We start from the raw sequence: 21791 nt of genomic DNA, 5'->3' as shown, positions 1-21791 counted from the left end.
CGTCCTCACGGTCTTCCCCGAGGTCGTCCGTGCTTCGCCGGGTCGTCCCCGCTTCCCGGGCGTCGCCCGTGCTCTCCGGGCATCGCCTGGCGGGGCCGTCCGCGCGCAGCTGGCCCGTCGGGGCGGTCCGCACGCTCAGCGAGCCCCGCCGGAGCCGTCGGCGGCCGACGTGAGCAGATCTGCCAGAACGGCGGCGAGCGCGGCGACCCCGGCGAGGCAGTCGGCCTCATCGGCGTGCTCGTACGGCGAGTGCGAGACGCCCGTGGGATTGCGCACGAACAGCATGGCCGCCGGGACCTCGCCGGCGAGGATGCCCGCGTCGTGCCCCGCCCCCGTGGGCAGCACCGGCGCTCCCCCGAGGACGTGCGCGACGCGGTCACGCAGCGGCACGTCGAAGTTCACGACCGCCGTGTAGGACTCCCGGGTCACCTCGGCCTCCTCGGCCGCTCGCGCCGTCTCCTCGACGAGCCTGTCCAGCAGGGCGGCGTCCGGCGCCCGGCAGTCGAGCCAGGCGCTGACCAGCGAGGCGATGGCGTTGGTGCCGTTGGGCTCGACCCTGATCCTGCCGAAGGTGGCCAGGGCCCCCAGGCGCTCGGCGTTCGCCCGGGCGGCCAGCACCGCCGCCGCGTACGCCGGCATGGGATCGCGCCGGTCCTCCAGGCGGGTGGTCCCGGCGTGGTTGGCCTCCCCGCGGAAGTCGAAACGCCAGCGGCCGTGCGGCCAGATCGCGGAGGCGACGCCGACCGGGTGTGGCGTGGCGGCGAGGTGGCGGCCCTGCTCCACGTGCAGTTCCACGAACGCGCCGATCCGCGTCAGGCGCTCGTCGTCACGCCCGGCGGCCGCCGGGTCGCGTCCCGCCCGCTCCATGGCCGCCGCCAGCGTGACGCCGTCCGCGTCGCGTAGCGCCCCTGCCGTCTCGGGACGGACGGCGCCGGTCATCAGCCGCGATCCCAGGCAGGCCAGTCCGAACCTGGCGCCCTCCTCCTCGGTGAAGTTCACCACCGCCAGCGGCCGCTCCGGCCGGAGTCCGCGCGCCCGCAGGGCGTCGAGCGCGGCGAACGCCCCCGCCACGCCCAACGGCCCGTCGTACGCCCCGCCGTCGGGCACCGAGTCCAGGTGGGAGCCGGTCACCACGGCGTCACCCGCCGTGGGATCGCCCAGCCAGGCCCACTGGTTGCCGTTGCGGTCGGTCTCGTACGTCAGGCCGCGGTGCCGCGCCTGTTCGGTGAACCAGGCCCGGCACTCCGCGTCTGCCGTCGTCCAGGCGTGCCGGCGGTATCCGCCCGTCGCGTCGCACCGGCCCACGGGAAGCAGGTCGCGCCACAGCCGGCGGAAACCGTCCGCCACCTCCTCCGGCAGGACCCGCGCCGCCCCCTCAGACATCGGCGTCGGGGCCGGCCGGCTCCGCCTCGGCCATCGGGACGCGTACGCCGCGCTCCCCCGCCACCTGGGCGGCTCGGTCGTATCCGGCGTCCACGTGCCGGATCACGCCCATCCCGGGGTCGTTGGTCAGCACCCGGCGGATCTTCTCCCCGGCCAGCGGCGTGCCGTCGGCGACGGTGACCTGTCCGGCGTGGATGGAGCGGCCGATGCCGACCCCGCCGCCGTGGTGGATCGACACCCAGGACGCGCCGGAGGCGACGTTGACCATGGCGTTGAGCAGCGGCCAGTCGGCGATCGCGTCGGAACCGTCCAGCATGCCCTCCGTCTCGCGGTAGGGCGAGGCGACCGAGCCGCAGTCGAGGTGGTCGCGGCCGATCACGATGGGCGCGGAGATCTCCCCCGAGGCGACGAGGTCGTTGAACCGCGCACCGGCCCGGTCGCGCTCGCCGTACCCCAGCCAGCAGATCCGCGCGGGCAGGCCCTGGAACCGCACCCGCTCGCCCGCCATCCTGATCCACCGGGCCAGCGGCTCGTTGTCGGGGAACAGATCGAGGATCGCGCGGTCGGTCGTCGCGATGTCGGCAGGGTCGCCGGACAGCGCCGCCCACCGGAACGGGCCCTTCCCCTCGCAGAACAGCGGCCGGATGTAGGCCGGCACGAATCCGGGGAAGTCGAACGCCCGCGCATACCCCGCGAGGCTCGCCTCGCCCCTGATCGAGTTGCCGTAGTCGAACACCTCCGCGCCCGCGTCCTGGAAGCCGACCATCGCCTCGACGTGCCGGGCCATCGACTCGCGGGCCCGGTGGGTGAAGCCCTCGGGGTCCTTGCGCGCCAGCGCGGCCATGTCCTCGAACGCGACGCCCAGCGGCAGGTAGGCCAGCGGGTCGTGCGCGCTCGTCTGGTCGGTCACGATGTCGATCTCCGCGCCCCCCGCCAGCAGCGCGGGCACGGCCTCGGCCGCGTTGGCCACGACTCCGATGGACAGCGGGCGGCGGGCGTCCCTGGCCTCGTACGCCAGGCGCAGCGCCTCGTCGAGGCTCTCGGCGCGGACGTCGAGGTATCGGTGGCCGATGCGGCGCTCGACGCTGCGCGGGTCGCAGTCGACGCAGATCGCCACGCCGCCGTTCATCGTGACCGCGAGCGGCTGCGCGCCGCCCATGCCGCCGAGCCCGGCGGTGAGCGTGATCGTCCCGGCGAGACTGCCGCCGAACCGCTTGGCCGCGACCGCCGCGAACGTCTCGTACGTCCCCTGCAGGATGCCCTGGGTGCCGATGTAGATCCACGAACCGGCCGTCATCTGGCCGTACATCGTGAGCCCGAGCCGCTCCAGCCGGCGGAACTCCGGCCACGTCGCCCAGTCGCCGACGAGGTTGGAGTTGGCGATGAGCACGCGGGGAGCCCACTCGTGGGTGCTCATCACGCCGACAGGCCGGCCCGACTGCACGAGCAGGGTCTCGTCGGCGCGCAGGGTGGTGAGCTCGCGCACGATCGCGTCGTACGACGGCCAGTCGCGGGCCGCCTTGCCGCTGCCGCCGTAGACGACGAGCCGCTCCGGATGCTCGGCGACCTCGGGGTCGAGGTTGTTCATGAGCATGCGCAGGGCGGCCTCCTGCTGCCAGCCGCGCGTGTTCAGCGTGCCGCCGCGGGGAGCCCGGATCGGAGCCCGGCCCCCGGAAGCCCCGTCATCGGAAACCCCGTCGTTGGAAACCCGGCCGTTGGGAACCCGGTCGCCGGAAACCTGCTCGTGTGGGGCCCTGCCGCCGAGGGCACCGCCGCCGTCGTCAGCCACGAGTCCTCCTTCCACCCGCGCCCGCGGCGCATGGTCCTATTCAGTGAGTCCCATCCATCGTGGGTGAATGAATAGATTCAGTCAATGAGGAACACCCCGCGGGCCGCGGCCGACGCCTCGAACGCCTCCAGACGGGCCTGCGCCCCGGGCAGTTCGTCGCACATCGCCTCCAGGAGCACCCGGCCGAGCATCATCGGCGCGCACGCCGTGTCGAACACCAGGTGCGTGCCCACCCCGGCGGTGAGCAGAACGTGCGACAGTCCGGCGAGGGACGGCACCCGCCGGTCGGCGACCGTGACCACGGCCAGCCCGGCCGTGCGAGCGGCCCGGAGGGCGTCCACCAGTTCGGCGGGATAGCGGGGCAGCGCGAAGCACAGCAACGCCGTCGCCCCGGCCGCCGCCGCCTGCTCGACCCGATCGGCCAGCAGCGACCCCGCCTCGTGCAGGGGCCGTACGTCGGGGTGGACCTTCGCCGCGAAGTAGGCGAATCCGGCGGCCTGGGCCGCGGCGGCCCGCAGGCCCAGCACCGGCAGCGGCCGTGACGCGGCGAGCAGGCGGGCCGCCTCGGCGACGGGCCCGGGGTCGTCCAGCGACCGGGCGAGGGCGCGCAGGTTCTCGATCTCCGCCAGCACGGCCCGCCGATATCCGCCACCCGCGCCCGTCGCCCGATCCAGGCCGGGCTCGGGATCCCCGGGCACGGGCCGCTCAGACACGGGCCGCTCAGACACAGGCCGCTCAGACACAGGCCGCTCAGACACAGGCTTTTCGGACATGGGCCGCGTGGACGCGCCGGGTCGCGACGGCGGACGAAGCGAGTCCTCCGCCGTGGCGGGAAGCATCGCCCCGGGCCCCTCCCCCCGGCCCTCGGCCCACCCGGCCGCGCCGCCGTCGGAGAGCCGGGAGGCGGCCGCGTGCGCGGAAGCGTGGGCGTCGGGTCCCGCGTCCTCTCCGTTCCGGCCGGCGCCGTCCCGTTCCCGGCCTGGCCGTACGCCCAGCTCGCGGAACCTGCGCCGGAGACCGGGGTATCCGCTGTAGCCCAGCGCCATCGCGAAGCGGGTCACCGAGGGCTGGCTGACCCCGGCCAGCTCGGCCACTTCGATGCTCGACAGGAACGGCGCCTCGGCGGCGTGCTGTGCGAGGCAGTGGGCGATCCTGCGCTGCACGGGCGTCAGCCGATGCCCCTCGAACAGCCGCAGCAGGCGGGACGCGGCGTCGCCGTCAAGGCCGCCGAGGTCCCCGGAAACGTCGCGGCCGTCGTGACCGGCACCCCGATCGTGGTCGTCACGGAGGTCGCCGCCGTCACTCTGGTCGCGGCCCCCCGGGATGTCGCGGATGTCGCGGCCCCCGGGCAGGTCGCGGCCATCACCCTGGTCGCGGCCCCCGGGCAGGTCGCGGTCATCATGGTCGTCGTCGTGGGCGGCCGGGCCGTCGTCCGCGTGGTGGCCGGTCTTCATCGTCCTCCGCCTCGCCTGCCCGCGCCGGGCCGGTCGGTCTGCATGGTTTCATTCAACACGCAGTCTCCGGGGAGGGTTGTCCACAGGCAAGACGCCGCCGCCGCGACCCGCACGGAGATTGCCTAGTCTGATCGGCAGACCTCAGCAAGGAGATTGCCGTTGATGACCGGTGTTCTGAGAAGTAATGCCCTGGGCCGTCGCCTGGGGCTCGTCGCGGGAGCGGCCGCCCTGGCGGCGGCGGTGTGGGCGGTGCGGGACGTCCCCGCCGCGCTGGGAGCGCGGCCCTCGGGAGAGCGGGCGCATCGGGTGCGGCGCTCGAAACAGTTCCGCGACGGCGCGTTCCGCAACACGACCCCCAGTCCCATCCTCCCGCCGGGGACCAGGCAGCAGGTCCTCCGCGAGTTCCTCCGCCGGACGCAGCGCAAGCCCCGCCTGCCCGTTCCCCTGATGACTCCCGGCCCGTCCCGGGGCGGCGACCTCGACGCCGTCTGGTACGGCCACTCCTCGGCCCTGATCGAGATCGAGGGGCGGCGGGTGCTGCTCGATCCCGTGTGGAGCGAGCGTTGCTCCCCGGCGTCGTTCACCGGGCCGCGCCGGCTGCACCCTCCGCCGGTGCCGCTGCACCAGTTGCCCGAGCTCGACGCGATCGTCATCTCGCACGACCACTACGACCACCTCGACATGGACACGGTGCGTCTGCTGGCCCGCACGCAGTCCGCCCCGTTCCTGGTGCCGCTCGGGGTCGGCGCCCATCTCGAACGGTGGCGGGTCCCCTCGTCCCGCATCATCGAGCTCGACTGGAACGAGGAGGCCACGGTGTCCGGCCTCCGGTTCGTGGCGGCCCCCGGCCGTCATTTCTCCGGCCGCGGATTCCGCCGGGACCAGACCCTCTGGGCCTCGTGGGTCATCGCGGGCGAGCGCCGACGGGTCTTCTATACCGGCGACTCCGGCTACTTCGACGGGTATGCCGCGATCGGCGAGGCGTACGGGCCGTTCGACCTGTCGGTGATCCAGATCGGCGCCTACAGCAAGGCCTGGCCGGACATCCACATGACGCCGGAAGAGGCGGTCCTCACCCACCTCGACGTGCGCGCCGGGGTGCTGCTGCCGGTGCACTGGGGCACGTTCTCGCTCGCCGCGCACGCCTGGAGCGACCCGATCGACCAGCTGTGGCGGGAGGCCAAGGCACGCGACGTGCGCCTCGTGGTGCCGCGGCCGGGTGAGCGCGTGACGGTCGACGACCCGCCGCCGGTGGACGGCTGGTGGCAGACGATCCTGTGAGGAGCCGGTCCCGCGCCGGCCGGTCAGTTCATCCGGGCCGTGTCAGGAGGCATGGCCGCCGGGTGGCTCAACGCGTCGGCGCGGGTCGGATACACGGTGAGCCGCGAGATCAGCCCGAGCAACGAGAACAGGTGACGCATCTGCGGGCTCATCCCGCAGAGCGCGCCGTCACCGTCCTTCGGCGGGGTGCGGACGCAGGCGTCGATGAGCACCCTCATGCCGGCGCTGTCGATGAACCGCAGCTTCTCCACGTCGAACAGAATGCGCGTCGCGGGACGCGCCAGGAGGGGTGCCACCCGCTCACGCAGCCGGGGGACCGTGATCACATCGAGTTCGCCGCTGAGCGTGACGAGGGTGAAGGGAGGTGACTGCGCCACCGACACCTGGAAATCGTGCAAGGATCCCACCTCCGCTGGTGAGATGACCCTACCGGAACAGCTTCCGGAAATACCCATTTTACGCGTCACAGGCGATAAATCCCATATCGCCGACGAGAACTCTGTTCAGGTTTCACCTCCGCCCCTCGGGTAGTCGCGGTTCATGGGCATACGAGCAACGGCGGTCGTCTGCCTCGGGCTGGTCACCGCGCAGGTCACCGCGGGCTGCGCCTCGGCGGAGGACACCTCGGTCGCCGCGACGGCCCAGCGGTTCCTGTCCGCGGCCGGAGACGGCCGGGGCGGACCGGCATGCCTTCTCCTGGCCCCCGAGGCCGCCCGTTCACTGGACGACTGCGAGAAGGACATCGTGTCCGCCGGACTGCGGGCGGGCGCGATCCGCGGCGTCGACGTCTGGGGCGACGAGGCGCGCGTGCGGGTGGACGGCGACACGCTCTTCCTGCACCGCTTCCCGGACGGCTGGCGGGTGCGGGCCGCGGGCTGCCGGCCCCGCCCGGATCAGTCACACACAGGGCAGCCGTACGAATGCGAGGTGCGGACGTGAACGGTGCGCGCACGCTCTACGCGGTGCTGCTGGTCACGATCGCGCTGGTCCTCGCGTACGTGATCGTCGTCGGCCTGGCGGGGAGGTAGCGGCGTTGAAGCGTCTGGTCAGGGACAACGCGCTCGCGCTGTGCTTCCTGCTGCTCTTCCTGGCCGCCCTGGCCGGGCAGTCGGTCGCGGGCGCGGCGGCCTTCAACGAGGAACAGGCGGCCAACGGCGGCTCCCCCGTCACCTGGGCCGGATACGTCACCTCGTCGAGCTTCGCCGTCGACGTCGCGGAGAACTGGCAGTCGGAGTATCTGCAGTTCTTCCTCTACATCCTCATCACCGTCTGGCTGATCCAGCGCGGCTCGCCCGAGTCGAAGAAGGAAGGCGAGGAGGGCCTGGAGTCCGATGCCGAGCAGAAGGTCGGCCCCTACGCCGCCCCCGGCTCCCCCGCCTGGGCCGCGGCGCCCGGCTGGCGGCGGACGGTCTTCAGCCATTCCCTGGGCATCGCGATGGGCCTGCTCTTCCTGCTGTCCTGGCTGGCCCAGTCGGTCGCCGGCCTCGCGGCGTACAACAACGAGCAACTCGCCCAGTTGGAGGACCCGGTCGGCTGGGGCGGCTACGTGACCTCACCCGACTTCTGGAACCGCACTCTGCAGAACTGGCAGTCGGAGTTCCTGGCGGTCGCCTCCATGGTCCTACTGGCGATCTTCCTGCGTGAGCGGGGCTCACCGCAGTCGAAGAAGGTCGGCGACCCGCACGCCGAGACGGCGTCCAGCGGCTGACGGACCTCACCCCACCGGATGACAATCTCGGTCAAAGGCTCCGAATGTCCACGTTTGTCGCATTCCACGGTTTGGGTACGCCCAGCGCCAATCGTGGGAGGAGCACGGAGATGACGTTCAATCCGCTGCAGGAGCGGGGGATCCCGCTGGATCGGCAGCTGCGCAACTGGCGCGAGCTGAATGTCGAACCGATCGATCCCGACCGCGCCGATCCCTACACCCGGTGCCGGATCATCACGATGAACGGCATCGAGATCGAAGCGATCATGTTCAGCCACCATTTCGCCAGGCGCTGCCAGGACCTGGAGGTGCGGCAGCGCCTGGCGGAGGTGCGCTACATCGAGGCCCAGCAGCAGAAGGCGGTCAACTGGCTGCTCCCGGGCACGTCCTCGGTGCTGGAGACGACCCTCGCCTACGAGCAGGTGGCGGTGGACCTGACCGCCTGGGTGGCCCGCATGGAGCCCGACCCCTATCTCAAGCAGGCCTACCAGTTCGGCGTGCTGGAGGACTTCGACCACCTGTACCGGTACGCCAACCTGTACGAGATGATCGAGCACCGCAAGGCGGAGAAGATCGTCGACCAGCTGACCGAGGTGATGCCGGGCCGGCCGACGAAGATGCACCACCGCCACCCGGTCGACAACGTCCGCGAGCACTACGACCGGGAGACGGCGCAGGCGATCTCCAAACTGCACGCGTTGACCGTCATGTCCGCCGAGCAGCAGACGATGAACTTCTACATGAACGTCGGCCCGATGTACATGGAGCCGATCGCGCGGCAGCTCTACCAGGAGATCGGGCTCATCGAGGAAGAGCACGTCACGCACTACGAGTCGCTGCTCGATCCGGGCGAGTCGTGGTGGGAGCAGTGGCTCAACCACGAGTACAACGAGTGCTACCTCTACCACTCGTTCATGCAGACCGAGTCCAACCCGAGGATCAAGGCGATCTGGGAGCTGCATCTGAACATGGAGCTGGAGCACCTGCGGATCGCCGCGGACATGTTCCGCCGGCACGACGGACGCGACCCGGAGCAGGCGGTGGCCCGGGAGCTGCCGAAACCGGTGACGTTCGAGCCGAACAAGGAGTACCTGCGCGAGCTGATCTCCACGCAGATCGACTACACGACCCTGGGCACCGGGTATGTCCAGGAGGCCCACGAGCGGTTCCAGCGCTGGCAGGACCAGCTCATGGGCGGGGAGGAACCGCCCAGCGAGCGCGTCATCGACGAGAACCGCGCCAGGTCGGGCGACGAGTACCGCCTGGAAACCGAGGGCACCCACCCCCTCTACAGCCTGCGCACCCACTGAACACTGAGAACGGGCCCCGGCCCGGGTCCGCGGCGTACGCGTGCGGACCCGGGCCAGGGATCACGCCCTTACCTGCGCAGCGCCTGCCGGATCAGGTCGCGCGCTCGATCCATGATCGCCGCCGGCGGGCCCAGCAGCAGGTTCCTCGTCATCGACTCCACCCCCGGGCGCGGACGGGTCGGAGCCATCGCCTCGGCGGCCCGCACGCCGAGCGCCATCGCCCGCCGCTCGGCCGCCGTCGTCTCGGCCCGGAGCCTGGTGAACTCGTAACGCTCCTCGGCCCGCGCGTGCGCGAGCACGGCCAGCCGCAGCCTGTCCAGCTCCGCCATGAAGCCGGGGTGCTCCGGGCCCATCTCGTCCAGCCTGCGGAGCATCTCCTTGGCCTCGCGCTCCTCCTTGAGACGGTCGGCCACCACGCCCGCTCCCCCGTCCACCCGCAGCCGGGTGTAGGGGTGGACGATCTCCTCCTCCGCCGTCTCGTGGACGGCCAGCATGCGCACCAGCCGCCGGAACGGCTCGTCGCGCTGTCCTGGCGCGGCGTGCTCCACCTCGTCGAACATGTCCCTGATCAGCGCGTGCTGGTGGACGAGCAGGTCGACGACGTCGCCTTCCTTCATCAGTTCCGGCACCGGGTGCTGCACGTCGGTCATGTCCCTCTCCCCTCGGATACGGCGCCCGGCCTCCCGCGGGAGGCCGGGCGCCGGACGAAACGGGACCACGGTCGAGCCTGACCGCACATGGCGGATACCCGGCTATCTACCCCTGCCGCACGGTGATCAGCAGCCGATCGGGCTCGACCCCAGCGCCACGTCGTCGTACCAGATGGTGTCGGAGTCGCTGCCGTAGCTCTCCCAGCCCAGGCGGAACGTCGTGGGCCGGGGCGCGGTGGAGCGGCGCAGCCACTGGGAGTCCACGTCGGTGGTCGGCGTGCCGTCCACCCGCAGGCCGGCGACCTCCTGGTCGTCCAGGTACGTACGCATGGCCTGCTGCGTGGTGTCGATCTGGAAGCGCAGGCAGACCCAGCGGTTGACGGGCAGCGGGGCGCTCAGCGCGACGCCGGACGGGCTCTGCTCGGGCAGCGTGGCGTCGTCGGACTCCCGGTTCCACTGCAGGGCGCCGTTCTGGCCGCCGATGCGCAGGTCCTTGCCGCCGTCCCTGGAGTCCGACATCGTGATCATCGCGACGTGGCCCGAGGGGAGCGCGGTGGTGTGGCGCACCCACATGCGGCCGTACACCACGGGCGCGATGCCGGAGACGTTCTTGGTGGTCGAGGCGAAGATGTGGTTGCAGTAGTTGCCGCCGCCGTTGATCCGCAGCGACCTGCCGCCGCTGTGCGCGGTGGCGGTGTCGATCGTGGCGGTGCCGGTGCCCGAGCAGTTCGGAGTGGTCACCTGCCACTCACCGGACGGCGTGCCCGACTGGTCCTCGAAGCCGGCGCAGACGACCAGGCCGGTCCCCGAGCAGCCGGACGGCGAGGGCGTCACCGAAGGACTGGGCGAGGGAGACGGCGAGGGCGAGCGGGACGGCGAAGGCGAAGGGGACGGAGACGGCGACGGCGACGGCGACGGCGACGGCGAGTGGTCGACGGTCGGCGAGGGTGAGGGTGACGGAGACGGTGACGGCGAGTGGTCCACCGTGGGCGACGGCGAAGGCGAAGGCGAAGGCGACGGCGAGGAGGAGCCGCCGCACGGCACGCCGTTCAACGACCAGTCGGACGGCGTCGCGAGGCCGCCCGACCAGGTGCCCTGGAACCCGAAGTCGGCGACGCCGCCCGTGGCCAGCGAGCCGTTCCAGGCGACGTTGGCCGCGGTCACGGTCGTGCCCGACTGGCTGACCTGCGCGCTCCAGGCGTTGGTGATCTGCTCGCCGGTGCCCGCCGTCCAGCGCAGCGTCCATCCGCTGACCGCCGCGCCGAGGTTGGTGAGCCGCACCGAGGCGGTGAAGCCGCCCGGCCACTGGTTGGTCGTGTAGTCCACCTTGCAGACGGGAGCCGCGGAGGCGGTGCCGGGCACCAGCACGACCACGAGGCCGGCGACCAGCGCGGCCAGGGCCGCGACCAGGCGCGCCACCGGAGAGCCCGGCAGGCCGCGGGCGGCGGGGCGATGCCCTCGGACGGGACGGAACTGCTTCATGCGTACCTCGATTTCTGCGCATCTGCTCGTTCGGCACACCGCCCCGCTCGCGCGCCGCGCTCCCTCCCCGAGACAGGCGCCGGGCGATGCGCGGGCGGACACGGGCAAGCGCGGGCATGCACGGACAGGCGAAGGTAGGCGCGCTCCCGCTCGGGGCCGCGGCCACTGGGACAGACGGGTCGCGACGCTGCGGCCCCCGGACGCAGATGTTTTCTCCGGGTCGCGGAACCGGTCAACGGACGCCGCCGCTCCCGAGCCGGGCCCGCCCCGGCGCAAGCGACGCCCGCGCAGCTCAGGGGCACGGCATGGGCCGGAGACGGCCGGGCGCGGGCGACGGGGCGAACTGAATCTTTCACCGTGCGCACCCGCGCGTCGTCACGCCCGGGCCCTCTCATGCCCGCACCTGCCTGGGTTGTGCCCCGCCTGTTGCGAGGGGGCCGGTGCCCCGCGCGCCCGACTCTCGTAGTCTTCGCACTGACACGCGCGAACGCAAAGGACAACCCCCAATGGCAGATGCAGGGTCCTGGGTCGTCGTCGGGCTCGACAACGGCGGCACAAGCAACAACGCGACCGTCCTCGACGCCTCCGGGCGGTTCCTCGTGGACCGGTTGGTCGAGACCCCCAGCCTCGTCCGGGAGGGTCCTGAGGTCGCGGTCGAGCAGCTGCTGCTCGCCCTCGACAACGTGCTGGAACTGACCGGCACGCCGCGCTCCACCGTACGCGCGGTGGGCCTGGACACCCCGGGCCCGGCCAGCGCCGACGGCGTGATCTCCTCGAAGGGCGCGACCAACTTCGTCGATCCCGGCTGGTTCGGCTTCGACTTCCGCGGGGCCCTGGAGTCCCGGCTGGGGCTGCCGGTGGTCTACAACAACGACGGCAACGCGGCGGCCCTCTACTCCCACCACGTACGCTTCGGGCCGGACGCCTGGCAGCACTCGTCGGTCTCGGCGATCGTCGGCACCGGGCTCGGCGGCGGCGTCATCCAGTCGGGACACGTGGTGAAGGGCGCGGCCGGGATGGCCGGCGAGCTCGGGCACGTCCACATCCCTCTGCAGGGCCTGCTGGAGGACGGCCAGCCGCTCCCCGAGTGCAACTGCGGTTTCGTCGGGGACGCCGAGAGCGTGGCGTCGCTGACCGGCATCGAGAAGAACCTGCTGCCCTACTGGCTGACCCGCTTCCCGGACCACGAGCTCCACGGGGTCGAGCCCGTGGGGAAGGCCGCCAAGCTGCTGCGCGGCTACGCCGAGAACGGCGACCCGCTCGCGCTCAAGGTCTTCGAGCAGCAGGCCATGGCCATCGGCAGGCTGTTCACGATCGCGGCCAACTTCACCGACCCGGACGCGTACTTCCTGGGCGGCGGGGTGGTCGAGGCGGCCCCGCACTTCCGCGAGTGGTTCCTGGAGAAGGTCCGCGAGCACACCCTGCTGCGCGAGGAGCAGCGGCGGGTGGCCTCGGTGACGCTGGTCGAGGACCTCGACATGGCCGGCGCCCGGGGCGCGGCGCTCGCCGCCCTCGCCGAGATCGTCGGCCGCTGACACCTGTTCACGATCGGACCCCGCCGCGGCGGGTGGGCTGGACGGATCACCGGCCCGGCCGGGGTCCGGTGAGCGGAACGTCCAGAGCGGGTTGCGAATCTCGTTCGGTTCGGCACGATGCGGACTCGTGAACGACACAGACCTGCTCAACGGCCGCCGCTTCGTCATGATCAGCTCCACGGCCAGCGCGGTCGACGCCGACGCGCCGACCGAGTTCGCCTACGAGGAGTCGGGCGGCGTCATCTGGGGGCACTACACGGGCGACACCGTGGTCCACGGCCGGTTCGTCGGCACGCGGGACACCGACCGCATCGAGCTGTCCTACGTCCACCTGCTGAAGACCGGCGAGCGCGCGAGCGGCCGCAGCACCAGCCGCATCGAGACGGCCGAGGACGGCCGGCTGCGCCTGGTGGAGGAGTTCCAGTTCGAGGGCGACGACGCCACCCACGTCAGCGTCTGCGCCGAAGTGGTCCCCTGACCGTCCCCTCCGGCTAGGTCGCGTCACGCAGCGCGGCGCGGCCCTCGGCCGCGCCGACGAAGCGCATCTTGCCGAGCGGCAGCCCCTGCCCCTGCCCCTGCCCCTGTTCGGGCTCGGGGGAGGCCGCGGGCGCGGGCCGCCGCGGGGCGCCGCGGCCCCGGTCCCGCTCCCGGTCGCCCGGCAGCACGTACGGCCGCCTGAGCACCTCGTCGAGGATGAACACGGTCTCGGTGGCCTTGACGGCCGGGATGTTGGCGAGCCGTTCCGTGACCATCGCGTGCACCTCGGCCACGTCGGCCATCCGCACCTGGATCATGGCGTCGTGCTGCCCGGTCGTGATGGCGCAGTACTCCACCTCCGGCATCTGTGCGAGCTGGGCGCGGAACTGCCGCCACATCTGCTGTCGCACGGTCACGAAGATCAGCGCGACGATGCCGAGACCGGCCCGCTGGTGGTCGATCTCGGCCGTGAAGCGCTTGATCACGCCGTCGGCGCGCAGCGCCTCGAACCTCGTGTAGGCGTTGGCCCGGGAGATCCCCACCCGCTCGGCGAGGGCGGACACCGAGATCCGCCCGTTCTCCCTGAGCACCTCGAGGATCTTCAGATGGGTGGCGTCCAGCTCCAGGCCGATGCCGATCCGTCCAGTGGCGCCGCCCCCGGACCCCGAGTTGCTTGACATTTCGGTCACTGGTCGATCCTCCGTGGGAGATACGTCTCGGCTTGGCCGCACGAGCTGGACTTTCTGCCGGACAATCCTGGACGATCGGCGACCAAACGTCCATACGGCCAAGAGTTGGCCTGTTTTCGGAGGACACATAATGACGACCCGTTCGTGGCAGGTGAGGGCCGGCCTGCTGCCGGTTGCGCTCACCGGCGCCCTCGCCCTCGCGGCCTGCTCCGGCGGCGGCTCGTCCAGCAGCACCCAGAGCGGCGCCGCGGGCAAGACGCTCGTGATCGACACCTCGTTCGACCTCAAGACGGCGGACCCGGGGCGGACGTACGAGCCGACCGGCCTGATCGTCGACAAGGCGACCTACGACACGCTTCTCACGTTCGAAGGCTCCGACGTCACCAAGCCGGTGCCGTCGCTCGCCGAGTCGTACGAACTGTCGCCCGACGGCAAGGAGCTCACCCTCAAGCTGCGGCAGGGCGCGAAGTTCGCCGACGGCTCCCCGGTGACGGCCGACGACGTGGTGTTCTCGCTCACCCGCGTGCGCGACATGAAGGGCACGCCGTCGTTCCTGCTCGACGGCGTGGAGATCGCCAAGACCGACGACACGACCATCACGCTGACGTCGAAGACCTCCAACCCGGCGCTTCCGTACATCCTGCCCAACCCGGCCCTCGGCATCCTCAACTCCAAGGCGGCCAAGGAGCACGGCGCGACAAACGACCCGAGCGACAAGGCCGAGCAGTACCTCAACTCCGCTTCGGCCGGCTCGGGGCCGTACACGATCGAGTCGTTCAACGTGAGCAGCCAGGTCGTGCTGAAGGCGAACGCGCAGTACTGGGGCGCGAAGAAGCCGTACTACGACAAGGTGGTCATCCGCAACGTCGAGTCGGCCACGCAGAAGCTCAACGTGCAGCGCGGCGACAGCCAGGTGGCGCTGAACCTGTCCGGCGACCAGGTGGCCGGCATCTCCGGCGGGCTGCAGGTCAAGCGGACCACCTCGGCGTACGTGTTCTTCCTGCTCGCCAACCAGGACTCGGGCGTCAGCAAGATCACCTCCAACCCCAAGTTCGTCGAGGCGGTGCGCAAGGGCATCGACTACCCGGGCCTGCTGGAGCTGGCCGGTGAGGGCTCGACCCAGGCGTCGGGCATCATCCCGTCGATGTTCCTCGGCGCGCTCCCGGCCGACCAGGCGGCCACGCGTGACGTCGAGGGCGCCAAGGCGGCGCTCGCGGCGAGCGGCGTGACCGACCCCACGGTCAAGCTGGAGTACCCCAGCGAGCTGACCGTGAACGGCCTGTCCTTCCAGCCGCTGGCCGAGCGCATCCAGGCCAACCTCAAGGAGGTCGGCATCACGGTCGAGCTGGCCCCCGCCCCGGTCACCACCGCGCTGGACAACTACCGCAACGGCAAGGAGGAGCTGGGCCTGTGGTACTGGGGCCCCGACTTCCCCGACCCCAGCAACTACCTGTCGTTCGCCCCGGGCAAGCTGGTCGGCCTGCGGGCCGGATGGAAGGCGGGCGCGGACAAGGACGTCGAGTCCGCGGCCGACAAGGCCGGCGCCGCGGTGACCGACGACGACCGCAAGCAGGCGTACACCGACTTCCAGCAGAAGCTCAACGCGACCGGTCCGTTCATGCCGCTGATCCAGCCCGGCCAGAACATCGTGACGGCGGCGTCCGTCACCGGTGTGGAGTACCACCCCGTGTGGACGATCAATGTCGCCGACCTCGGCGCCAAGTAGACGCCGTACGGGGAACCGGGCGGTGCGCAGTCCGCTCGCCCGGTTCCTGGTGCGGCGCATCCTCACGGCTCTGCTGCTGGCGGTCGGGATCACGCTGATCACCTTCGTGCTGACCAACCTGGTGCCGGGCGACCCGGTGGCGGCCAACCTCGGTCAGCGGGCGGTCGGCGACCCGGCGATCGTGGCCCAGTGGCGCGCCGACCACGGCCTCGACCGGCCGCTGCCGCAGCAATACCTGATGCACCTCGAAGGGCTGCTGCACGGCGACCTCGGGACGAGCCAGCAGAGCCACCGCCCGGTGCTGGACGACCTCGCCGAGTCCGTGCCGGCCACGCTGGAGCTGGCCGGGGCCGCGATCCTCGTCTCGCTGATCCTCGGCGTCGGATTCGGCGTGGTCGCGGCGCTGCGCCGCGACCGGCTCTCCGACCACGTGCTGCGGGTGCTCAGCCTGATCGGCATCTCGGTGCCGACGTTCTGGCTCGCGCTTGTGGCGTTCTACGTGTTCTTCTTCCGGTTGCAGGTCACCCCGGGCAGCGGCCGGATCGACCCAGGGATGACCCCGCCGCCGCAGGTCACGGGCCTCTACACGGTCGACGCCCTGCTGTCGGGACGCTGGGACGTGTTCTCCTCGGCCGTCGGCCACCTGGCCGCGCCGGCGCTCGTGCTGGCCCTCTACACGATCGGCCTGCTGACGCGGTTCACCCGCTCGGCGGTCCTCGAAGTGCTCGGGCAGGACTACGTGCGCGCCGCCCGCGCCAAGGGCCTCCCCGGCCGCGTGGTGCTGTTCCGGTATGTCCTGCGCCCGGCGCTGGTGCCCGTCATCACCGTCGCCGGCCTGGCGTTCGGCAGCCTGCTGTCCGGCACCGTGCTGGTGGAGGCCGTCTTCGCCTGGCCCGGGGTCGGCCAGTACGCCTACAAGAGCGCCACCACCCTCGACCTGCCCGCCGTCATGGGCGTCGGCCTCGTGGTGGGCGTGGTCTACCTCGTCATCAACCTGGTCGTCGACGTGCTGTACGGCGTCATCGACCCGAGAGTGAGGGTCTCGTGAAGCGCGCCGGCCTGTTCGCGCGCCGCCGCGGGAGCCGGCTCCCGCAGGCGTGGCGGCGGCCGCTGGCGATCGTCGGCACCGTCGTCGCGCTGGCCTGGATCGTGGTCGCGCTGGCCGCGCCGCTGCTCGCGCCGCACGACCCGCTGGCGCAGGAGCTGCCCAGGCTCGCGCCGCCCGGCCCCGGCCACTGGCTCGGCACCGACCAGCTCGGCCGCGACATCCTCAGCCGGATCATGTACGGCGCGCGGGTGTCCATCCCGCTGACGCTGCTGCTCGTGGCGCTGTCGGTGGTGTTCGGAGGCCTGCTCGGCGCCTGCGCGGGCTACTTCGGCCGGTGGGTGGACGAGACGATCATGCGCCTGGCCGACCTCGTGTTCGCCTTCCCCACCGTCATCCTCGCGATGGTCGTCGCCGCCGCCCTCGGCGCGAGCCTCGGCAACGCGGTGCTCGCTGTGCTCGTCGTCGCCTGGCCGGCGTACGCGCGGGTGACCCGCGGCCTCGTGCTCGGTGTGCGGGAGCGGGAGTTCGTGCTGAGCGGCCGGCTGCTGGGCTTCTCCGCCTGGCGGTCGCTGCGCGTGGACGTGCTGCCGAACGTCACCGGGCCGGTCCTGGTGCTCGCCACCCTCGACATCGGCACCGCGCTGCTGCTGCTGTCGGGCCTGTCGTTCCTCGGGCTCGGCGCGAAGCCGCCGTCGCCCGAGTGGGGCGCGATGGTCGCGGGAGGCGTGGAGGTCTTCGACAGCTGGTGGGTCGCGACGTTCCCCGGGCTCGCGATCCTGACGGTCGTCCTCGCGTTCAACTTCCTCGGCGACACGCTGCGCGACGCGCTCGACCCGCGTACCGCCCAGGCGATCAAGGAGCGTGCGCTGTGACGGCCGCACAGAAGACGGCGGCGCTGACGATCGAAGGGCTGCGGGTGTCGATCGGCGGCCACGACGTCCTGCACGGCGTCGACCTGACCCTGGAGGCGGGCCGCGTGCACGGCCTCGCCGGCGAGAGCGGCTCGGGCAAGACCATGACCGGTCTGGCCGTGCTCGGCCTGCTCCCCCACGGCTCCCGCGCGTCGGGACGGATCGCCTTCGGCGGCCGTGACCTGCTGGAGATGCCCGCCCGCGAGCTCAACGAGGTGCGCGGCGCGAAGATCGCCATGGTCTTCCAGGACCCGGCGACCAGCCTGCACCCGATGCTGACGGTGGAGCGGCAGCTCACCGAGCACATGCGCCACCACCTGGGCATCGGCAGGAAGGACGCGCGGGAGCGGGCCGCCGCCCTGCTCGCCAAGGTGCGCATCCCGGGGCCCGAGGAGGCGCTGAAGCGCTACCCGCACCAGTTCTCCGGCGGCATGCGGCAGCGGATCGCCATCGCCGTCGCGCTGGCCTGCGAGCCCGAGGTGCTCATCGCCGACGAGCCGACGACCGCGCTCGACGTCACCGTGCAGGCCGGGATCCTCCGCCTGCTGCGCGGCCTGTGCGACGACCTCGGCCTCGCCGTCCTCCTCGTCACCCACGACCTCGGCGTGATGTCGGCGGTCGCCGACGAGGTGAGCGTGATGAAGGACGGGCTGGTCGTGGAGACCGGCCCGCGCGGCCGGGTGCTGCGCGAGCCGCGCCACCCCTACACCCGCTCGCTGCTCGACGCCCTGCCCGTGCCTCCTGGGGAGAACTCGCCATGACCGTGCCGCAGACAGGGCCCCTGTTGTCCGTGGAGGACCTGGTCGTGGAGCACCGCACGCCGGGCCGCCCGGTCGTGAGAGCGGTGGCCAGGGCCAGCCTGCACGTCGCCGCCGGCGAGGTCGTCGGCCTGGTCGGCGAGTCGGGATGCGGCAAGTCCACCTTGGCCCGGGCGGTGTGCGGGCTGCACGGCGCGGCCTCGGGACGGATCCACGTCGGCGGGCGGCCGGTGACGCCCCTCGGGCTGCGCCGCAGGGACCCCGCGCTCACCGGCGTGCAGATGGTGTTCCAGGACCCGTACTCCTCGCTGAACCCGCGCCGCCGCGTGGGCGCGCAGATCGCCGACGGGCTGCGGACCGCGGGCGACACCGCGACCAGCCCCGCCGACCTGCTCGAACGGGTCGGGTTGCCGCGCGCGTTCGCCGGCCGATACCCGCACGAGTTCTCCGGCGGGCAGCGGCAGCGCGTCGCGATCGCGCGGGCGCTCGCCGCCCGGCCGTCGCTGCTGATCGGGGACGAGCCGATCTCGGCGCTGGACGCCTCCGCCCAGGCGCAGGTGGCCCGGCTGATGCGCGACCTCGCCGTGGAGTCCGGCGCGGGCCTGCTGTTCATCAGCCACGACCTGTCCGTCGTACGGCTGATCGCCGACCGGATCGCGGTCATGTACCTCGGCAAGGTGGTGGAGACCGGGCCCACCGCCGAGGTGTGGGCCGACCCCCGGCACCCGTACACGCGGGCGCTGCTCGCCGCGATCCCCTCCCCCGACGGCGCCGGCGTGCTACCCGCCGAGTTGCCCGGGGACGTGCCCGACCCCGCCGATCCCCCGGCGGGCTGCCGGTTCCACCCCCGCTGCCCGTTCGTCATGGACGTGTGCCGGGAGAAGGAACCGGACTTCGGGCCGGTGGCCTGCTGGCTGCACGCGCCGGAGCCGTCCTCCCTGTCATGATCGACCCGCTCATGCTGGAGGACGTACGCGCGGGGATGACCGGGGCGGGGGTCGACGCCCTCGTGCTGCGGCCCTCTCCGGACTTCCGGTACCTGCGCGCGGCCTCGCCGAAGGGCGCGGGCGGCGAGAGCTATCTCGTGGTGGCGCTCGACGGGCCGCCCGCCCAGGCCGGCGACCTCGCGCAGGCGGCGGCCCTCGTGCCGCCGACGGCCCGCCGCGTGGCGGTGGACCCGCAGATGCACGCCGCCGAGCTGTTCGCGCTGCGCCTCGACGCGGAGCTCGTGCTGGCCTCGGCCGTGCTCGCGCCGCTCCGCCTGCGCAAGCGGGCCGACGAGGTGGCCGCGATGCGGCACTCCGCCGCGGCGGCCGACGCCGTGCTGCTCGCCGCCCGCGAGCTGGCCTGGTTCGGCGCCACCGAGCTGGCGATGGCCCGCAGGCTGCGGGCCATGCTCGCCGAGACTGGCTCCGAAGGGGCGTCCTCCGTGCTCGTCGCGGCGGGCGAGCACTCCGCCGACGCGCGGCACCAGCCGTGCGAGCGGGTGATCAACCCCGGCGACGCGCTGCTCGTCTCGGTCGGCGGGCGCTGGAACGGCTACTGCGCCGAGGTCACCCGGGTCTTCGCGGTCGCCGAGCCGCCGGAGGACTTCGACGCCATGTACTCGGTCGTCCTCGCCGCGCAGCAGGCCGCCGTCGACCTCGTACGCCCCGGGGTGGCGTGCGCCGAGGCCGCGACGACCGTCCGCGAGGTCATCGACGGCAGCGGCTACGGCGCGTACGCCGCCGCCCGCGCCGGCCGGGGCATCGGGCTGAGCCCGGCGGAGGGGCCCTGGCTGGCGGCCGGCGAGAGGTTCGAGGCCGGGATGACCGTCTGCCTGGAGCCCGCCATCTACCTGCCCGACCTCTTCGGCGCCCGGGTGGCCGACGTGGTCGTGTGCGGCGAGGACGGGCCGGAGCTGCTCAGCACCGGCTCCCGCGCGCTGCACGTCCTCGACCACTAGGTCGTGCCGGACACTCCCTGGCACCGCGCGCCGAATCGGCACCGGCCAGGGCCCCGATCACGGTGGTGCCGCCGACGCGGGCCAGGCGCCGTTCAGCTCGTCACGATGCCGTGCAGGAGCAGGTCGATGAGCCGTGCGGCAAGGCCGGGTTCCTGCTCGGTGCCCGCCATGTAGCTGATGCCGCCGAGCGCCATCAGGACGTCCTGGGGCCTCACCAGTTCCCGCATGACCTCGTGCCTTCTCCCGGCAGCGAGAAGGCGATCCACTGCTTCGGCGAGGTCGGCGCGGGTCTGCAGCCGCTCGCTGTCGTCGGTCAGCACCACGCGGAGGGCGTCGGCCATGCCGTGCTTGGCGGCCATGAAGTCGATGAAGCGCTCCATCCACGTCCGTAGCGCGTCCACCGGGGGCAGCATGGCCACGAGCTCGGGCGCCGCCTCGCACAGGAGCCGCACTTCCTGCCGGTACATCGCCTCGATCAGCAGTTCCTTGGACGGGAACCGGCGGTAGAGCGTCCCGACACCCACGCCGGCCTCACGGGCGACGTCCTTGACCGAGGCGTCGGCTCCGTCGCGGGCGAAGACGGCCGCCGCGGCCTTGAGCAGACGGTCTTCGTTGCGCTGCGCGTCGGCTCGCAGCGGCCTGTGCCGCCGCGCGGCGTCGTCCTTGCCGTTGTCGGCCACTCCCAGTCCCTTCCCTGGCCCTTGAAAGCGGAACCAGTTCCGGTTATGGTTCAAGCGGAACCGGTTCCGGATAAGAGGCTATCGCGGCTACGGGCCTCTCCGCGAGCGGCCGTACTCGGCCGTCGCCGGCGGACGGCATGTGCCGCTGCACACCCCCGCGAAGACAACGACTGCGACATCTGGAGGAAGACGACATGACCGGACGACTGCGGAACACGGTGGCGCTGGTGACCGGCGCCGGCAGCGGCATCGGCGAGGCGACCGCCCGACGCCTCGCCGCGGAGGGCGCGGCTGTCGCCGTCCTCGGACGGCGACGCGGCAGGCTGGAGGATCTCGCGGACAAGGTCCGGGCCGACGGCGGCACCGCCCTCGTCGTGGAGGCCGACCTCACCGACCGGCGGCAGGCCGCGGCGGCGGTGGAAAGCGTGGTGACCGAGCTCGGCCGCCTGGACACGCTCGTCAACAACGCCGGTTTCATGGGCATGGGACAGGCCGCGGAATCCCCGCTCGAGGAGTGGGATCACATGCTCGCGGTCAATGTCCAGGGCCTGCTGTACGTCACCCATGCCGCCCTGCCGCACCTCCTCCGCGCCGCGGAGGACTCCCCGCGGAAGGTGACGGACCTGGTCAACATCAGTTCCACGGGAGGCCGGGTCGCCCGGCCCGGCATGGCCGTCTACAACCTGACGAAGTTCGGCGTCAACGGGTTCACCGAAGCCCTGCGGCAGGAGGTCCTGCTGAAGGGCCTCCGGGTGAGCGCGGTGGAGCCCGGCACGGTGGACACCGAGCTGAGCTCGCACCTCCGCGACGGCGTGCGGCAGGCCGTGGAGCGCCAGATCGCGACCATGGAGTTGCTGCGTCCGGACGACATCGCCGACGCCGTCTCCTACATCGTCACCCGGGACCGTCGAGTCGCGGTCAACGAGATCCTCGTGCGCGCCGGCGAGCAGACCTGGTGACAGGCG

The 21791-nt window shown here is 72.3% G+C and carries 21 protein-coding genes; 13 read left to right on the top strand and 8 right to left on the bottom strand.

The window, feature by feature from the left end; genetic code table 11:
* Positions 1-135: 135 nt before the first annotated feature.
* The 3 genes from ACIBK1_RS31295 to ACIBK1_RS31285 form a co-directional block, all read right to left on the bottom strand.
* Complete coding sequence (locus ACIBK1_RS31295; RefSeq protein ID WP_396739294.1) at positions 136-1383, bottom strand: allantoate amidohydrolase; 1248 nt, start codon at positions 1381-1383, stop codon at positions 136-138.
* Positions 1376-3040 (bottom strand): urocanate hydratase, encoded by a 1665-nt coding sequence (hutU, locus tag ACIBK1_RS31290; RefSeq protein WP_396739451.1) that lies wholly within the window; start codon positions 3038-3040, stop codon positions 1376-1378. The genes ACIBK1_RS31295 and hutU overlap by 8 nt, the downstream gene beginning before the upstream one ends.
* Positions 3041-3249: 209 nt before the next feature.
* Positions 3250-4626: a hypothetical protein gene (locus ACIBK1_RS31285; protein WP_396739292.1), complete on the bottom strand. Its 1377-nt coding sequence runs from the start codon at positions 4624-4626 to the stop codon at positions 3250-3252.
* Between the two features lie 162 nt (positions 4627-4788).
* Here ACIBK1_RS31285 and ACIBK1_RS31280 point away from each other — a divergent pair, with 162 nt between their 5' ends.
* Positions 4789-5907, top strand: coding sequence for an MBL fold metallo-hydrolase (locus tag ACIBK1_RS31280; RefSeq protein WP_396739290.1), 1119 nt, complete (start codon positions 4789-4791; stop codon positions 5905-5907).
* A 23-nt stretch (positions 5908-5930) separates the two neighbouring features.
* Here ACIBK1_RS31280 and ACIBK1_RS31275 read toward each other — a convergent pair whose 3' ends face one another.
* Positions 5931-6305, bottom strand: coding sequence for an STAS domain-containing protein (locus ACIBK1_RS31275; protein ID WP_030506595.1), 375 nt, complete (start codon positions 6303-6305; stop codon positions 5931-5933).
* Between the two features lie 142 nt (positions 6306-6447).
* On the opposite strand from ACIBK1_RS31275, the gene ACIBK1_RS31270 reads away from it, so the two are divergent.
* From ACIBK1_RS31270 to ACIBK1_RS31260, 3 genes are all read left to right on the top strand, one after another.
* The gene (locus tag ACIBK1_RS31270) at positions 6448-6846 is read left to right on the top strand and encodes a hypothetical protein (RefSeq protein ID WP_357325708.1); all 399 of its coding nucleotides are present in this window, start codon (positions 6448-6450) and stop codon (positions 6844-6846) included.
* A gap of 94 nt (positions 6847-6940) precedes the next feature.
* Positions 6941-7615 (top strand): DUF6766 family protein, encoded by a 675-nt coding sequence (locus tag ACIBK1_RS31265; protein WP_363536111.1) that lies wholly within the window; start codon positions 6941-6943, stop codon positions 7613-7615.
* 110 nt (positions 7616-7725) lie between these two features.
* On the top strand, positions 7726-8925 hold the full coding sequence (locus tag ACIBK1_RS31260; RefSeq protein ID WP_030506598.1) for a hypothetical protein: 1200 nt from the start codon (positions 7726-7728) through the stop codon (positions 8923-8925).
* A gap of 68 nt (positions 8926-8993) precedes the next feature.
* Here the strand turns inward: ACIBK1_RS31260 and ACIBK1_RS31255 are convergent, their stop codons facing one another.
* Both ACIBK1_RS31255 and ACIBK1_RS31250 read right to left on the bottom strand, forming a co-directional pair.
* Positions 8994-9575, bottom strand: a complete 582-nt coding sequence (locus ACIBK1_RS31255) for a hemerythrin domain-containing protein (RefSeq protein WP_363421318.1) — start codon at positions 9573-9575, stop codon at positions 8994-8996.
* A 126-nt stretch (positions 9576-9701) separates the two neighbouring features.
* Positions 9702-11057: a cellulose-binding domain-containing protein gene (locus tag ACIBK1_RS31250; RefSeq protein WP_396739288.1), complete on the bottom strand. Its 1356-nt coding sequence runs from the start codon at positions 11055-11057 to the stop codon at positions 9702-9704.
* Positions 11058-11563: 506 nt separating this feature from the next.
* On the opposite strand from ACIBK1_RS31250, the gene ACIBK1_RS31245 reads away from it, so the two are divergent.
* Entirely contained in the window at positions 11564-12592 is a 1029-nt protein-coding gene (locus tag ACIBK1_RS31245; protein ID WP_030506601.1) for an ROK family protein, read from the top strand.
* A gap of 127 nt (positions 12593-12719) precedes the next feature.
* Positions 12720-13070: a hypothetical protein gene (locus ACIBK1_RS31240; RefSeq protein WP_030506602.1), complete on the top strand. Its 351-nt coding sequence runs from the start codon at positions 12720-12722 to the stop codon at positions 13068-13070.
* A gap of 13 nt (positions 13071-13083) precedes the next feature.
* Here ACIBK1_RS31240 and ACIBK1_RS31235 read toward each other — a convergent pair whose 3' ends face one another.
* Positions 13084-13749, bottom strand: a complete 666-nt coding sequence (locus ACIBK1_RS31235; protein ID WP_396739449.1) for an Lrp/AsnC family transcriptional regulator — start codon at positions 13747-13749, stop codon at positions 13084-13086.
* 139 nt (positions 13750-13888) lie between these two features.
* Between ACIBK1_RS31235 and ACIBK1_RS31230 the strand changes: the two genes are divergently transcribed.
* The 6 genes from ACIBK1_RS31230 to ACIBK1_RS31205 are packed head-to-tail and all read left to right on the top strand — an operon-like array spanning position 13889 to position 20146.
* Positions 13889-15484, top strand: a complete 1596-nt coding sequence (locus tag ACIBK1_RS31230) for an ABC transporter substrate-binding protein (protein WP_396739285.1) — start codon at positions 13889-13891, stop codon at positions 15482-15484.
* Positions 15485-15506: 22 nt separating this feature from the next.
* Entirely contained in the window at positions 15507-16532 is a 1026-nt protein-coding gene (locus ACIBK1_RS31225; RefSeq protein WP_231513771.1) for an ABC transporter permease, read from the top strand.
* A complete protein-coding gene (locus ACIBK1_RS31220) occupies positions 16529-17404 on the top strand; it encodes an ABC transporter permease (RefSeq protein WP_396739283.1) in 876 nt (291 codons plus the stop codon). The genes ACIBK1_RS31225 and ACIBK1_RS31220 overlap by 4 nt, the downstream gene beginning before the upstream one ends.
* Positions 17401-18204 (top strand): ABC transporter ATP-binding protein, encoded by an 804-nt coding sequence (locus ACIBK1_RS31215; RefSeq protein ID WP_030506607.1) that lies wholly within the window; start codon positions 17401-17403, stop codon positions 18202-18204. The genes ACIBK1_RS31220 and ACIBK1_RS31215 overlap by 4 nt, the downstream gene beginning before the upstream one ends.
* Positions 18201-19148 (top strand): ABC transporter ATP-binding protein, encoded by a 948-nt coding sequence (locus ACIBK1_RS31210; protein ID WP_396739281.1) that lies wholly within the window; start codon positions 18201-18203, stop codon positions 19146-19148. The genes ACIBK1_RS31215 and ACIBK1_RS31210 overlap by 4 nt, the downstream gene beginning before the upstream one ends.
* Complete coding sequence (locus ACIBK1_RS31205) at positions 19145-20146, top strand: M24 family metallopeptidase (protein ID WP_396739279.1); 1002 nt, start codon at positions 19145-19147, stop codon at positions 20144-20146. The genes ACIBK1_RS31210 and ACIBK1_RS31205 overlap by 4 nt, the downstream gene beginning before the upstream one ends.
* A 92-nt stretch (positions 20147-20238) precedes the next feature.
* Here ACIBK1_RS31205 and ACIBK1_RS31200 read toward each other — a convergent pair whose 3' ends face one another.
* Complete coding sequence (locus ACIBK1_RS31200) at positions 20239-20826, bottom strand: TetR/AcrR family transcriptional regulator (protein ID WP_051761398.1); 588 nt, start codon at positions 20824-20826, stop codon at positions 20239-20241.
* A gap of 194 nt (positions 20827-21020) precedes the next feature.
* Between ACIBK1_RS31200 and ACIBK1_RS31195 the strand changes: the two genes are divergently transcribed.
* On the top strand, positions 21021-21785 hold the full coding sequence (locus tag ACIBK1_RS31195) for an SDR family NAD(P)-dependent oxidoreductase (RefSeq protein ID WP_396739276.1): 765 nt from the start codon (positions 21021-21023) through the stop codon (positions 21783-21785).
* Positions 21786-21791: the final 6 nt, after the last annotated feature.

The sequence above is a fragment of the Microbispora rosea genome (genome assembly GCF_044460045.1).
Classification (GTDB): domain Bacteria; phylum Actinomycetota; class Actinomycetes; order Streptosporangiales; family Streptosporangiaceae; genus Microbispora; species Microbispora rosea.
Note: the sequence above shows the minus strand (reverse complement) of the source record. Positions and strands in the feature narration are given on the sequence as shown.